Source organism: Roseovarius sp. (assembly GCF_048262375.1).
In the GTDB taxonomy this organism is placed as follows: domain Bacteria; phylum Pseudomonadota; class Alphaproteobacteria; order Rhodobacterales; family Rhodobacteraceae; genus Roseovarius.
The window spans coordinates 114,550-128,073 of sequence record NZ_JBLXFE010000004.1 but is presented as its reverse complement, the minus strand read 5'-3'; the positions used below and the strand labels follow the sequence as shown (position 1 = coordinate 128,073).

Annotated in this window: 13 protein-coding genes; 11 read left to right on the top strand and 2 right to left on the bottom strand. The window is 60.2% G+C overall.

Annotation, left to right across the window (positions count from 1 at the left end):
• Positions 1–10: 10 nt before the first annotated feature.
• Both fliE and ACN0SW_RS06195 read right to left on the bottom strand, forming a co-directional pair.
• Entirely contained in the window at positions 11–337 is a 327-nt protein-coding gene (gene fliE, locus ACN0SW_RS06200) for a flagellar hook-basal body complex protein FliE (RefSeq protein ID WP_417727044.1), read from the bottom strand.
• A 12-nt stretch (positions 338–349) separates the two neighbouring features.
• A complete protein-coding gene (locus ACN0SW_RS06195) occupies positions 350–1,462 on the bottom strand; it encodes a sigma-54 interaction domain-containing protein (RefSeq protein ID WP_417727043.1) in 1,113 nt (370 codons plus the stop codon).
• A 488-nt stretch (positions 1,463–1,950) separates the two neighbouring features.
• Between ACN0SW_RS06195 and ACN0SW_RS06190 the strand changes: the two genes are divergently transcribed.
• The 11 genes from ACN0SW_RS06190 to ACN0SW_RS06140 all read left to right on the top strand — a co-directional run bounded on the left by ACN0SW_RS06190 (position 1,951) and on the right by ACN0SW_RS06140 (position 13,519).
• Positions 1,951–2,136, top strand: coding sequence for a hypothetical protein (locus tag ACN0SW_RS06190; RefSeq protein WP_417727042.1), 186 nt, complete (start codon positions 1,951–1,953; stop codon positions 2,134–2,136).
• A 139-nt stretch (positions 2,137–2,275) separates the two neighbouring features.
• Complete coding sequence (locus ACN0SW_RS06185; protein ID WP_417727041.1) at positions 2,276–3,487, top strand: chemotaxis protein CheA; 1,212 nt, start codon at positions 2,276–2,278, stop codon at positions 3,485–3,487.
• Positions 3,487–4,296, top strand: coding sequence for a CheR family methyltransferase (locus tag ACN0SW_RS06180; protein ID WP_417727040.1), 810 nt, complete (start codon positions 3,487–3,489; stop codon positions 4,294–4,296). Before ACN0SW_RS06185 ends, ACN0SW_RS06180 begins: the two co-directional genes overlap by 1 nt.
• Positions 4,293–5,411 (top strand): chemotaxis-specific protein-glutamate methyltransferase CheB, encoded by a 1,119-nt coding sequence (cheB, locus tag ACN0SW_RS06175; protein WP_417727039.1) that lies wholly within the window; start codon positions 4,293–4,295, stop codon positions 5,409–5,411. The genes ACN0SW_RS06180 and cheB overlap by 4 nt, the downstream gene beginning before the upstream one ends.
• A gap of 2 nt (positions 5,412–5,413) precedes the next feature.
• Complete coding sequence (locus ACN0SW_RS06170; RefSeq protein WP_417727038.1) at positions 5,414–5,935, top strand: chemotaxis protein CheW; 522 nt, start codon at positions 5,414–5,416, stop codon at positions 5,933–5,935.
• 156 nt (positions 5,936–6,091) lie between these two features.
• Positions 6,092–8,218 carry a methyl-accepting chemotaxis protein gene (locus ACN0SW_RS06165; RefSeq protein ID WP_417727037.1) on the top strand — a complete coding sequence of 709 codons (2,127 nt, stop codon included), beginning with the start codon at positions 6,092–6,094 and terminating at the stop codon, positions 8,216–8,218.
• 60 nt (positions 8,219–8,278) lie between these two features.
• A complete protein-coding gene (locus ACN0SW_RS06160) occupies positions 8,279–8,683 on the top strand; it encodes a response regulator (protein ID WP_417727036.1) in 405 nt (134 codons plus the stop codon).
• 34 nt (positions 8,684–8,717) lie between these two features.
• Positions 8,718–12,455 (top strand): chemotaxis protein CheW, encoded by a 3,738-nt coding sequence (locus ACN0SW_RS06155; protein ID WP_417727035.1) that lies wholly within the window; start codon positions 8,718–8,720, stop codon positions 12,453–12,455.
• Between the two features lie 97 nt (positions 12,456–12,552).
• Positions 12,553–12,951 carry a flagellar export chaperone FliS gene (gene fliS / locus ACN0SW_RS06150; protein WP_417727034.1) on the top strand — a complete coding sequence of 133 codons (399 nt, stop codon included), beginning with the start codon at positions 12,553–12,555 and terminating at the stop codon, positions 12,949–12,951.
• On the top strand, positions 12,948–13,280 hold the full coding sequence (locus ACN0SW_RS06145) for a hypothetical protein (protein WP_417727033.1): 333 nt from the start codon (positions 12,948–12,950) through the stop codon (positions 13,278–13,280). The genes fliS and ACN0SW_RS06145 overlap by 4 nt, the downstream gene beginning before the upstream one ends.
• Positions 13,277–13,519: a hypothetical protein gene (locus ACN0SW_RS06140; RefSeq protein ID WP_417727032.1), complete on the top strand. Its 243-nt coding sequence runs from the start codon at positions 13,277–13,279 to the stop codon at positions 13,517–13,519. Before ACN0SW_RS06145 ends, ACN0SW_RS06140 begins: the two co-directional genes overlap by 4 nt.
• Positions 13,520–13,524: the final 5 nt, after the last annotated feature.

Genomic DNA, 13,524 nt, shown 5'->3' with positions numbered 1-13,524 from the left:
GGTCCGGGGGTCAGACCGGCATGTTCATAATGTCGCGGTAAGCGGTCAGAGCCTTGTTGCGGACCTGCATGGTCATCTGAAACCCGAGAGAGGCGACCTGTTGTTCGACCATCACGGCGGCCAGATCCTCGGTGCGTCCGGTTTCAAAGTCGCGCGCGGCCTGCGAAGCCTTGCCTTGTTGGGTGTTCACGCTCTCGACCGCCTTGCCCAACCGTTCGGCAAAGCCCGGACCCTGCGCCTCGGCCGTGGGGCTGGGGCGGACGATTGGGTCAGGTCGCTGCGCCGCCTGTGAGGCGTGCATCATGCTGACGGAAGAGGAGATGCCGGTCAGGCTCATGTCAAATCAGGATCAGGCGGCAAGCGAGGTGGGAAGGGCGACGGGACGGGCAACAAGCATGATGTGCTCAGGTTCAATCACCTTGTCATCGGCCAGCACCAGGGCACGCTGCATGACGTTTTCCAGTTCGCGAACATTGCCGGGCCAGGAATGGTTGACGAGGATATCGCAGGCCTTGGGCGACAGAAGCGGTGTGGTGTCTCCTTCGGGCGTATGGCGGAGCAACATGGCCTGTGCCAGAACCGGCACATCCTGAGCGCGGGCCGCGAGCGGCAGGGTTTCGAGCGGGAACACGTTGAGGCGGTAATAAAGGTCTTCGCGGAAGGTGCCCTTGGCAATTTCGGCATCCATGTCGCGGTTGGATGTGGCGAGGATGCGCACATTGACCGGGGTTTCGGTCTGGCTGCCCAACGGGGTGACGACCTTTTCCTGCAGCACGCGCAGCAGTTTGGCCTGCAGCGCCATCGGCATTTCCGAGATTTCATCGAGCAGCAGGGTGCCGCCGTCCGCCGCGCGGATAAAGCCCTTGTTGGCGGTGTTGGCGCCGGTGAAGGCACCTTTTTCATGACCAAAGAGAATGGCTTCGAGCATGTTCTCGGGGATTGCGGCGCAGTTGATCGCGACAAAAGGCTTGTCGGCGCGCGGCGAGGCCTGATGGATCAGGCGCGAGAGAACTTCCTTGCCGCTGCCGGTGGGGCCGTTGATAAAGACGCTGACATCAAAGCGGGCCACGCGGCGGGCCATGTCGATCAATGCGCCGGACTTTGGGTCGGCGGCAACCATCGCGGCAAAGGGGGCGGCCAGAAGATCGGCCAGCGCCATCAGAGCGGCATCGCGCAATGCCGGCAGACCGCTATCGGGCAGAGACACGGTCAACATGCGTCCGCCCATATCCTCGCGCACTGCAAATTCGGTGGCTTGACCGTCGATCACCACGATCCGTTTTGCGCCCAGCTTGCGTGCCAGTTCCACCAGCGCGCGCTGGTCGGTCACGGGGGTGCCCTGAACCAGTGTGTGGCAGGTGGGCTGATAGCCGATGCGGACATTCAGGCGACGCCCATCAAGCAGGCTCTTGAGGGTCTGTGCCTGGGGGAAATTCGGAGCGGTGATGCAGATGTCAGCCATGTCAAACCTCGTTGGTTGCGGTACAAAAAACAGTAAGCAGAGATCGTGCCATCCGGTTTTTGGGCCATTTTCGGCCCGGATTTGCCCTGTCGGGCGGCTTTTTGGGTCAGAACAGGCGCGTAGATCGGGAAATCGTCACAAAATCGACGAAAATCGGGGGGTGTCGACCGTCGGGTGTCGGCGCATCGTCAACCGCATGGCGCGCCGTCGCTGTCCTTGGGGGGATCCGATACTTTCAGATCGGATGTGCGTCAAAAGCGACCATGTACGCGCTAAAGATACAACGGAGATATATCACGACCGCACTCACATTTTTGGGCGAGGGTCCGTTTGCTTAATCAGAAGAGCTCAACTGGTAGGCAACAATGTTATCGAAAACGTATCATCTCAAATTTCCCAGCCTCGACGCAGCGCAGATCGCGGCCCCTTTCATCACGGAGATTCTGGGGAATGCGATTCCGGAATGTCGCATCTCTGGCTTGACAGTCATGATCGGCAAAGAGGGGGACATTTCTGTCAACCTGTTCTTTCCGAGCATCGCGGACCTCAAGAACTTTGAGAAGAAACATGGAGGGTTCATTCAGACAATGAAGAAGACCTTTCTGTTTCGTTCCACAGGCTTTGAAGGGGTTTGCATCTTTAATTTTGATGGCAATGCAGAAGATGCAGCCTGAGGCAAAGTTCTAGTCTGGCACGCCGGTTGCATTGCTGCGTGCAGATGTAACCGACAATCAAGCTGACAGGATCAGAAAGACCAATTCCCATGGCGAGCGCGTCACCCAAAAAGCTGTGTCCTCTGAAGGATTTTCAGAGATGACGGCACGGGCAGAGCAAATACAGGACACGGCGTCCAGTGGCGCATTGCTGCGCGTGTCGTCGGATAAGATCGGACGGCTGATGGATCTGGTCGGAGAGCTGTCGCTTTCTGTATCGGAAACCATCAATGCGCCGGAACTGGCGGATCTCGATCTGGTCGGGTTCGAAGCCGCCGCGCATCGGTTGACGATGATCGTTGGGGAGGTGCAGGACGCCGCCAGCGAATTGCGGCTGGTTCCGGTCGATGAGGTGTTTCGCCGCCTCAAGCGCATGGTGCGCGAGTTGCAGCGGGAAACCGGCAAGCAGATCGACCTGGAACTGCGCGGCGAGGATACTGCCATCGACAAGCTGGTGGCGGACCGTCTCTATGATCCCTTGCTGCATGTGGTGCGGAACTCTGCGGATCACGGGCTGGAGCCGTCGCAGGAACGCGAGGCCGCCGGCAAGAAGCCGGCCGGGCGGATCGTGCTGTCAGCGGCCCAAGTGGGCAGTGAAGTGCGCATTCAGGTGATCGACGACGGGCGCGGTTTGAACCGTGGCAAGATTCTGAGCAAAGCGCGTGAGCGCGGCCTGTTCGGTCCAACCGAAGAACCCGAGGATGCGGTTGTCTGGAAGGCGATTTTCGAGCCCGGTTTTTCGACCGCCGAGGCGGTGACCACGCTGTCAGGGCGCGGTGTGGGCATGGATGTACTGAACACCACGATGAAGGATCTGCGCGGCCGGATCGGGGTGCATAGCGAAGAGGGCAAGGGCACGACCGTGTCGCTGCATATTCCGGTCTCGCTCGCCTTTCTTGACAGCGTGATCCTGCGGCTGGGCACGCAGCTCTATTGTGTGCCGATTGAAGATATTGCCGAGATCGCCAAGCCCGGCGAGGGCGATCATTTGGCGCTGGCCGCCGAGGGCGGGCGCGAGATGCTGCGGCTGCGGGATCGGTTCATTCCGGTGTGCCGCTTGGAAAACTTCTTTCAGGGTATGCGCAATGATCTGCCGCCCCTGTCGGAGATGGTGTTCATCGTCTTCGAGGCAAGCTCTGGGCCGATCGCAGTGCCGGTTGATGAAATTCTTGATCGTCAGCAGGTGGTCATGAAGCCGCTCGAAGGCACGCTGACCCGCGTGCGGGCCAGCTGGGGTTTTGCCCTGTTGTCCTCTGGTGACGTGGCGATGGTGCTGGATTGCGAACGTCTGGCAAACGGAGGCGAGCGGTGATGTCGGTATATGCAGATCAGGCAGGGTTTGATCAATTGCGTGACTGGTTGAGTCAGCGGTGCGGGATCACCTTTGCACCGTCGAAAACCGATCTGTTGCGTCAGCGTATGGCGCGGGTGTTGCGACGGTTTGATTTGCCCGATCTCAACTGTCTGGCGCGAGAACTTGGCCGGACGGGTGCGCAGGAGGTACAGCTTGCGGTGCTGCATGCCGCCTCGATCAACCATACATATTTCTTCCGTGAGGCCGAAGTTTTGGACCGGTTCATGGATCTTGCGCTGCCCGAATTGCAAGTGCGGTCCGAGTTCCGATTCTGGTCAGCGGCGTGTTCGACTGGCGAAGAGGCTTATACGCTGGCCATCATGCTGGCCTCGCGGCTTGGTCCGTCCGTGCTGAACCGGACCCATATTCTGGGTACCGATATCAGTGATCCGGTGGTCGAACGGGCAGAGTTGGGCATTTTCCCACGCCGCCAGTTTGCCCAGACTGATCCGAATGTGGTGCAGCGCTGGTTTCAGCCCACCGGCCTTGACCAATACCGGGTGGCTTCGGAACTGCGCACGGCTTGCACCTTTCGCCGCATGAACCTCAAGGCCACGCCCTATCCGTTTACCCGCCCGTTTCAGGCGGTGTTCTGCCGCAACGTGCTCTATTATTTCGACCGGGCCGATCAGATCGCTACGGTGAACGCACTCTATGACGTTGTCGAGCCGGGCGGCTGGCTGGTGACCTCGGTCACCGAGTCCGTCCGTCAACTTGGCACCCTATGGGAGCCTGTGGCAACCGGTCTCTATCGGAGGACGTCATGATGACTGCGGCGGTTGCACCTATTCGTGTGCTTGTTGTTGACGATTCACTGGTGTTTCGCCGGTTCCTGACGCGGACGCTGAGCATTGATCCGGCCATTGAGGTGATCGGCGAGGTCGGGAGTGCCGAAGAGGCGCGTGCCTTTGTCATGGCGCGCCGACCGGATGTGATCACGCTCGATCTGGAAATGCCGGGCCAGGGCGGGCTGGAGTTTTTGCGCCAAACCGTGGCCCGGCTGCGTATTCCCACTATCGTGGTGTCGTCGCAGACGCAGCGCGGGGCAAAGCGGACCATCGAAGCACTTGAGGCGGGGGCCGTAGACGTTATGCCCAAGCCGCGAGGGCTGGCACCGGGCACGGCGGATCGTCTGGCGCTGGGCGCCATTTCCGAGCGGGTGCGCGCGGTGGCGCGGGTCAATCTGCGTGGAATGCAAGCTGTCGAGGCCAAGGCCGTGCCGATGACATTTGCCACGGCCACCGCGCGCGATTGGGTGATTGCGATCGGGGCCTCGACCGGCGGCGTGCAGGCTCTGGGCACAGTGTTGCATGCCCTGCCTGCCGATTGTCCGCCTGTGGTGATCGTGCAGCATATGCCCGCAGGCTTTACCGGGGCCTTTGCCCGGCGGCTTAACATGACTTGCGCCATTGAAGTGCGCGAAGCGCAGCAAGGCGACCGTCTTAGTCCCGGTGTTGCCCTGATCGCGCCGGGTGGCGAGCGGCACATGAAGCTGCGCGCCACGTCGCGGGGCGGGCTTGAGGTTGATCTGGTGGCGGGCGATCCGGTTTGTTTCTCGATCCCATCGGTCGATGTGCTGTTGAATTCTGCTGCGCAGGTGGCCGCGCCTCGGCTGAGCGCCGTCGTGCTGACCGGTATGGGCAGCGACGGTGCCAACGGATTGTTGGCTGCGCGTCTTTCCGGGGCGAAAACCTTTGCTCAGGACGAGGCCAGTTCGCTCGTTTACGGGATGCCCGCGCGCGCCTGGGAAAAAGGTGGCGCGCAGGCACAGGTGCCGCTCGATCAGGTGGCGGCACAACTGCTGGCCTCGGTTGGCACGACATCTGCAAACCCCCGGGCAACCGCCATCCCGGCCCCCCGAATGACCCACAGAGGAGTCTGACCATGACTAAAACTGATTTTGCCGACGCGCAGACGCCGCAGACCGAGGTTCAGGCCGAGCCGTCGGATTCCATTGAAACCATGTATCTGACCTTTCCGGTTGGGTCCGAGCTTTATGGCGTGTCGATCGGTGTCGTGACCGAGATCGTTGGACTGCAACGCATCATGAGCGTGCCGGATGTGCCGCATTACATCAAGGGTGTGATCAACCTGCGTGGCAAGGTGATCCCGCTGATGGATGTGCGGCTGCGGTTCGGTATGCCGGAAAAAGATTACGACGACCGCACCGTCGTGATCGTCTTGCAGGTCAACGATGCGCCCGTGGGGCTGATCGTCGATGGCGTCAATGAGGTCTTGGATATTCCCGGCGAGCAGATTGACCGGACGCATAGTTTCGCGGGTGCCGAGGGCCGCAGCCTTGTGCTGGGGCTTGGCCGTCTGGAAGAGCGGGTGGCGATCCTGCTCGATGTCAAACTGCTGGTCGAGGATGATGCCCTCATCCCGTCTGCACTCGCCGAGGTTTGAGCCATGGCAACCCAGAAGAAAACCACGCCCACTCAGAAACCTTCCACAAACGAGCCCGTATTTTCGTCCCATGCACCAGCCCTGCCGAGCACGGACGTCTCAGCCCCTCAGCCCTCGCCGGAGCAGTCAGCCGGTGACACCGAAAGGAAAGATCAGATGAATAAACAAATTACAAACCCGTTGACCAATGCGGAAACCGATAGCCCTGCAGGCAATGGCGGCGGGAATATGTTCGAGCGGATGAGCGCAGTGGAAATCCTCGCCGCGCAAGACAACCCAGTTATGGTTGCCGACCCGGACTACAACATCATCTATTGCAATGATGCGGCATTCACGATGTTCCGCCGCATAGAGGCAGATATCCAAATCGACTTGCCGCATTTCCGGGCGAATTCCGTGGTGGGACAGAACGTGGACATATTCCACAAGAACCCCTCTTACCAGCGGCGCATCATGGACGGCCTGCGCAAGCCACATCTGGGCAACTTCAAGGTCGGGAGCATCTCGCTTGCATTCACCGCAACGCCAATTTTCGATTCCGAGCGCAAACTGCAATCCATTCTCGTGGAATGGCGCGATGTGACCGAGCGCGAAAAAATCTCTCATGACAACCAGGTGGCGCAGGAGCAATTCAACCTATTGTTGTCCCAGATGGAGCATATGTCCCGCGAGCATGAAAAAGGTGACATCGACGTCTTTATCGATCCCTCGTTGTTCGCGAGTGCCGAAATCCGCGACGCAGCCGTGAAGACCAACGCCATGATCAAGGCGCATATCGACACCAAGAAGCTGGCGATGGGCGTGATCGAGCAGTTTGGCATTGGCAATTTCGAGGCGCCCTTCCCTAAGCAGCCGGGCAAGAAAGCATTCCTGAACGAGGTCATCGAGACCGCGCGCACCCGCTTTGTCGCGCTGGATCACGAGAATGCGCAGGTCAAGGCGCAATTCGGCCTTCTTTTGCAGCAGATGTCCAATATGTCGAACAAGCACGAAGAGGGCGATATCGACGTCTATATCGATGCCTCTCTGTTCGAAAGCGCCGAAATTCGCGATGCGGCGCTGACGACCAACGCGATGGTCAAATCGCATATCGACACCAAGAAACTGGCGATGGGCGTGATCGAGGAATTCGGCAACGGCAATTTCGATGCGCCTTTCCCGAAGATGCCGGGCAAGAAAGTGTTCCTCAACAACGTCATCGAAAAGGTACGCGGCAATTTCCGCGAGGTGGTGAGCGAAATTCGCGGTCTGTCTGACTCCATCGTTGCGGGCAATCTTGACGTGCAGGCGGACCTGTCCAAGTTCAATGGCGAATACCGCAGCGTGATCGAGTCGTTCGAACAGGCCTTTAGCAGCCTCAATAGTGCCTTTTCTGTGATCGCCGAGCAGGTGGATCAGGTTGCGACCACGGTCAATCAGGTGGCGCATTCCAGTCAGACTCTCTCGACCAACTCTCAGGTTTCTTCGGCCTCGGTTGAAGAGGTCTCAGCCTCGGTCAACCAGACCGATCAACAGGTGCGCGCCAATACCGACTCTACTCAGAAAGCGTCGGAATTCGTGACCAGCGCTGTGGGTCTTGCTGATCGTGGTGCGGCCAAGATCAAGGACATGGTCACCGCCATGCATGGCATCAAGACCTCGTCGCAGGACATCGCCAAGATCATCAAGGTGATCGACGAAATCGCGTTCCAGACCAACCTTCTGGCGCTCAACGCGGCGGTCGAGGCGGCGCGGGCCGGTCAACATGGGCGCGGGTTCGCCGTGGTGGCACAAGAGGTGCGTAATCTGGCCGGGCGTTCCGCCAAGGCGGCGCGCGAGACCTCGGATTTGATCGAGGACGCCTCGAACCGGGTCAATGCCGGTGTGCGCATCGCGGATGAGACCTCTGAGGCCTTTACCGGGATTTCGCAGCAGATCACGCAGGTCAAGGACATCGTCGAGGAAATCGACCGTTCCGGAGCCGAGCAATCGCGTGGCGTGGCACAGATTTCGCTGGCCATGACCGAAATCGCCAAGTCGGCGTTGGATACCAGCCAGCAGGCGGATGAGCTTGCGGCCGGGGCTGCCGAGATGAGTGCGGCAACCGAGCAGATGAAGGACGAGATCGGCCGTTTCAAACTGCGCCGGACCGCGACTGCAATGCCGATTTCCGGTTTGAACGGTCTGACCCCCGAGATGATGGCGCAGATTCAGGCAATGCTGAACGGTAAGCCGAATGGCAAGGAAATGCGCAATGGTTCGGGATCGCTTGACGTTGATGCGCGCGGCTTTCACGGCTTCTAAGGTCGGAGCGGGCGGCCTCGTGCCGCCCAGCCCCAGGCATATCAATTCGGAGACATAACAATGGCTTACAATGTAATGGTGGTGGATGATGCCGCGATGATGCGGCTCTACATTTCCAGTTTTCTCAAGTCTCGCAAGGATTTCAAGCTGGTGGCACAGGCCGCCAATGGGCAAGAGGCACTGGACAAGCTGCCGGACCTGCCGGATCTGGACCTGATCCTGCTCGATATCGAGATGCCGGTGATGGATGGGCTGGAATTCCTGCGCCATGCCAAGCTCAAGACGCGGGCCAAGATCTGCATGCTGTCCTCGGTGACGGTGCAGGGGTCCCCGCTTGCGGCCAAGGCGCGCGAACTGGGTGCGGATGGGGTGGTTTCCAAGCCTTCCGGCACAGTGTCGCACGATCTTGAGGAGAAGACCGGAGATGAGTTGACGCGCGTGATGCGGGCACTGGTCGGGGCCTGAGGGCCAGAATTCAACCCACTGGGCGAGTGATACCATGATGGATGAGATGGACGAAATCTGGATGCTGTATGCCGATGATGGCGCACAGTCCTTAGACGCGATGGAAGCGGCGCTGGATGCTCTGGAGAGTGGTGTGGGCGATATGGGCGCGCATATCGGCGCTTTGTTTCGGGCGGTCCACACTTTCAAGGGCAACTCGCGGGTGCTGGGCTTGGCGCAGGTCGAAGGGTTGGCCCATTTGGCCGAGGATCTCATCGGACTGGTACGCGACGAGGGCGTGCCGCTGAGTGACGAGATCACCGACATTCTGATGCGGACCGGCGATGCGTTGCGCGGAATGCTGGAGGAAACCGCTGACACCCGCGCCGATGTGGACCCCGGACCAACCGCCGGGCTGAAACAGGATTTGCGTTCGATGATCGGGCGACTGACCGGCGAGACCGTCGAAGATGCAGCGCCCGAGGCAAGCGCCGAGCCGGAAGAGGCTGAGGCCGAGCCTGCTGTGCCTCAAGAGGCACCTGAGCCTGAGGTGAATGCACCAGCCCCGACGCCCAAGCCCAAGATGCCCGGATTGGATATGGGTTTGGCGGGGCTTCTGGATCAGCTTGACGGAGGCGATGGTGCGGATTTTGATGCGTTTGAGGATGATGACCTCGAAGCCGAACCTGAACTGGAAGCCGAACCTGAATCCGAACCTGAACCTGAGCCCGAGCCCGAGCAACAAGAGGCTGTGACCTCTGAACCCGAGCCGGAAACTGCCCCGGCGTCGAAGGTGAAGACCGTGGCTGAAGTCACGGAGGGAACATTGCTGAGCCCTGACGCGGTGCATCACCAGATTTTCAAGGATATGGCGGTCAAAACACTGGCTGCGCTCGACGGTGTTGTTGCGGACTGGTCGGATGACACAAGCCCCGCCACCGCGCGCAAGCAGGCGGATAATCTCTGCTATGCCGCAGGACAGTTGCGTCTGGCCGATTGGCTGGCTGCGTTGGAGCCTTTTCTGGAGGCCAGCGAAATCAGTCCTGCGCTGACGCGCGATCTGATATCCGCGTTGGATCGGTTGCTGAATGGCGAAGAGGCTGTGCCTGAGGTGCAAGACGCCGCAGAACAAGAGCCAGAAGATGTTGTCGAGCCCGCGCCAGAAGTGAATGTGGAGCCAGAGGGTGTTGCCACAGGGGAACCAGAGCTTGTGCCGGACCCCGTGCAAGATCCCAAGCCGGTTACCAAACCCGTGGCCAAACCCGTGGCCGAGGTCGCAGAAGGCAATTTACTGCGTCCAGATCCGACCTATCACAAGATTTTCGCCGAAATGACGGCCAAGACCCTCGATACGCTGGACGCGCTCTGCGGGGACTGGTCAGAGGCGAAAAGCCCAGCCATCGCACGCAAGCAGGTTGATGATCTGAGCTATGCCGCACGCCAGATCAACCTAGCCGATTGGGTTGCGACCCTTGATGCGTTCGCCGCATCCGATAAGATCACCCGCGCAAGCACCATGAAACATATCGCGGCGATGCGCGCGCGCTATCAGAGTGATTTTCAGCCTGACAGTGAGGCTGCCGATCCGTCGTCAAAGCCGCTTGATCCCGCAGCAGACGGCGCTGCTTTCTTTGTGGCCATGACTGCGCTCTATCCGTTGATTGCCGAGCAGGGCATGCGGATGGAAGGGGATGCCCCCTGCACACTGGCGGAGCGACGTGATCTTGCCGAGCGGATTGCCGATCTGGCCGCTCCGAGAGGGTTTGTCCGATTGGTGGACAGCGCCGTCAACCTGTCCGAGCAACCGCCGGGCCTGCAATATCGCGCCGCTGAACTGGGGCTCTACGAACAGTTGGTCACCATCGAACGCAGCCTGCCTGCGACGGTGTTCGGCGATGATTTGATGGCCCCGAGTCAGCTCTTGGGTGTTTGGTGCGCGGATCATATTTTCGAGACGTTGCACAGCTTGCGTACCGGGCTTGAAGCGCGGACTCCTGTAGATGGCGCAGACTGGTTTCCGACCTTTGACGCATTGATGCGGCAGGTTCACTTTGCCTGTTTGAACTACCGTATCGACACCGCGTCGCAATTGACGATGGCGTTGATCGACCTGTTTGCCCGCGTCCGCGTGGATAACAAGGCACCAGATGTGATCCTGCTCCAGATGGGACGCGGCTTTGTCGATACGATGGAGTTGGTGTTTGATGCGCTGGATCAGGGCGACACGCCCGATACCTCGCGCATTGAAAAGATGTTCGAGGAGGCGACCAACGCCTGTTTCGTGGCCAGTGGCGTGATGACCGCCAAGACCATCGAAACCCGGTTGGGGCTGCCGCCCGAATTCCATCGGGTGATGTCACCCGAGAGCGTCAAGACCGCGCATGAGGCGATCAAGGAGGGGCTGCATTTCTATGTGCTGCGGGCCGATCTGAATGACGACGATGCGCTGGCGCAGGGTTTCCTGGAATGGATCACCACGGGCGTGGTGCGGATGATCACCAACGTCACTGTTTTCCTCGACCAGGCGACGCTGTTCGATTTCCTCGTAGCCTCGACCCTGGAAGAGGACCGGATGGTCGAGCGGCTCGCGCTTTTGGATCCATTAGGGGCGCGCCTGTCCATGGCGCGGGCTCTGCGGGTGCGTGAGGCCCCCGAGGCTGAAGCGGCAGAGTCGGACACCATGGATTTGATTCCGCTCTCGGATACAGGCGACAGTCTGGCGCTGCTCGAAGCGGTGGGGGCGATTTCGGCTGGTCATGCCCAGTTGGAGCATGAGTTGACACAGCTCGCCTCGGTCGATCTGGTACAAGATGTGATGGAGGCGCTGCGCGCGGCGGGCGTGGACGAGTTGGAACAACGGGTGCGCTCGGTGTTGCGCGACCGGCTGGAGCAGCACAATTTGCGATTGCAGGAGATCAGCGAGTCCGGTGCACAGCTCTCGGCGGAACTGTCGCATCTGCAACAAGAGAGTGTGGCGCAACGATCACGTCCGGCTGAAGTGCTGCTGCGTCCGCTCAAGGCCTATGTGGCGACGCGTGCGCGCAAGATCGGCGTTGATGCCTCTTTGACCTATGTGGGGGGGGATGCGATGCTCGATCAGATGTTGATCGAAGAATTGCGTGGTCCGCTCAAGACGCTGGTCAACCTGCGACTGGCCGGGGAATATCCGGCAACGCGGTTCCATGTTTCGGTCGAGGCAGAGAGCGACCATGTGCGGGTCGAACTGACCGACAACAGTCCCGAGCCTGCGGTGACCGCTGCCTATGCCGAAATTGGCCATGAGATGGCCCGCAAGAAGGGCGCGTTGCGCCATGTCAGTCTGCCAGCCGGGGCCGGAGTACGGTTCCATTTGCGGGTGCCGCAGCACATGATCGTGCTGGATGGCATGGTGGTGCGGGTCGGGCATGTGCGCTACGTGCTTCCGGTCGATGCCATTCACCGGATCCTGCAGACCGACCGTCTGTTGCCGGTCTCGGCCTCTGGCGCAACCCGCATGCTCAACATCGACGAAGGCGCTCTCGTGCCGGTGCATCCTCTGGTGCCGGGCCTTGCGGAAACTGAGGCAGCGGAACAGCTCTATGTGGTCGTGAACAGCAATGCCGTCCGTCTGGCGATCCCGGTGGACGAGCTGTTGGGACAGCAACTGGTGATGTTGCGCCCGTTGCAGGGCGTGCTGTCAGGCATGCGCGACATGAGCGGCATTGCCATCTTGTCGGGCGGCGGGGTCGGCATGGTTGTCGCGGTCAGCGCTTTGGCGACCGGAACATCCTCTACGTCTTCCGTTGCGGCCTGAGACGAAACCCCCGGTGGATTGACCACCGGGGCTAACACCCGGACGCGATCTGCCGTTTTCATTTACAGACCCGGCAATCATGTCAAAGGAAGTTTCAATGAGTTTCGCCTTCGCCCGTTCCCGTTACCGTCAGGCCGAGACACTTGTGCAAGAATCGGTCAAGGACCCTTACGACATCATATTCGTGACGCTTCGGGAATTGAATCGCTCGCTGGTCGTGCTGGCCCGGACGCAACAGGAAGCACGCACCTTGCCGTCGGATCACGTTAATCGGGTGCTGACCGCGATCTACATCCTGCAATCCAGTCTGGATTTTGAGGCGGGTGGCGATCTGGCAGGTGATCTGTTCCAGCTCTATGAATTCGCACGGTTCCATGTTCTCAAGGCCATGCGCGGCGAGACAGATGCCCGTTTGGCCGAGGCCGCCGCCGCGATGGGCGACATTCTGGGCGCATGGGAACAGATCGGTTCTGACGTGAGATCACAAGCCCTATGACGAACGTTGTGCAGTACATGACCGATAGTGTCATGGGCGATCAAATCCGGTTCTTGACGGCGAGATTGATCGCAGTGGTCGAGACGGGGGATCTTGCGGCGGTTTCGCGCGCCGATCACGCGCTGCGATCTGCGGTGATCGCATTGGTGGGTGGTGCGTCTCTGACGGATGATGGGGCGCAAGAGCGCATCGCCATCCTGACCGAAGCGCTGGAGGCGGTGCAACACACGGCCGATTTGCTGTCGACGCAAGCCGCCCGCAAGGTCGGGCAAGGACGCGCCAATCTGGTCTATCTCAAGTGTGATCGCAAAGCCGGGCCGGGTAAATGAGCGTCGGGCGGGGCGGCCCCTCCTGTGCCACATGCTACCGGCTGCGCTGGTTTCTGACCATTGCAGGGGCTCTGATCACCGGGCTGTATCTACAGCCAAGCTGGGCCATGGGCGTGGCGCGGCTGATGCCATCGCCGCTGGTGATCGGATATATGATTTGCGGCGTGGCTGCGCTGGTGTTCGCGGGGCGCATGCGCCATCATTTGCGGCACAGGCGGCAGGAGCGCGCCGTGGTCTGATCTGA

Excerpts from the sequence above, each read along its gene's own strand:
- fliE (WP_417727044.1), bottom strand. The coding sequence starts at position 337 with ATGAGCCTGACCGGCATCTCCTCTTCCGTCAGCATGATGCACGCCTCA.
- ACN0SW_RS06195 (WP_417727043.1), bottom strand. The coding sequence starts at position 1,462 with ATGGCTGACATCTGCATCACCGCTCCGAATTTCCCCCAGGCACAGACC.
- ACN0SW_RS06190 (WP_417727042.1), top strand. The coding sequence starts at position 1,951 with ATGATCGGCAAAGAGGGGGACATTTCTGTCAACCTGTTCTTTCCGAGC.
- ACN0SW_RS06185 (WP_417727041.1), top strand. The coding sequence starts at position 2,276 with ATGACGGCACGGGCAGAGCAAATACAGGACACGGCGTCCAGTGGCGCA.
- ACN0SW_RS06180 (WP_417727040.1), top strand. The coding sequence starts at position 3,487 with ATGTCGGTATATGCAGATCAGGCAGGGTTTGATCAATTGCGTGACTGG.
- cheB (WP_417727039.1), top strand. The coding sequence starts at position 4,293 with ATGATGACTGCGGCGGTTGCACCTATTCGTGTGCTTGTTGTTGACGAT.
- ACN0SW_RS06170 (WP_417727038.1), top strand. The coding sequence starts at position 5,414 with ATGACTAAAACTGATTTTGCCGACGCGCAGACGCCGCAGACCGAGGTT.
- ACN0SW_RS06165 (WP_417727037.1), top strand. The coding sequence starts at position 6,092 with ATGAATAAACAAATTACAAACCCGTTGACCAATGCGGAAACCGATAGC.
- ACN0SW_RS06160 (WP_417727036.1), top strand. The coding sequence starts at position 8,279 with ATGGCTTACAATGTAATGGTGGTGGATGATGCCGCGATGATGCGGCTC.
- ACN0SW_RS06155 (WP_417727035.1), top strand. The coding sequence starts at position 8,718 with ATGATGGATGAGATGGACGAAATCTGGATGCTGTATGCCGATGATGGC.
- fliS (WP_417727034.1), top strand. The coding sequence starts at position 12,553 with ATGAGTTTCGCCTTCGCCCGTTCCCGTTACCGTCAGGCCGAGACACTT.
- ACN0SW_RS06145 (WP_417727033.1), top strand. The coding sequence starts at position 12,948 with ATGACGAACGTTGTGCAGTACATGACCGATAGTGTCATGGGCGATCAA.
- ACN0SW_RS06140 (WP_417727032.1), top strand. The coding sequence starts at position 13,277 with ATGAGCGTCGGGCGGGGCGGCCCCTCCTGTGCCACATGCTACCGGCTG.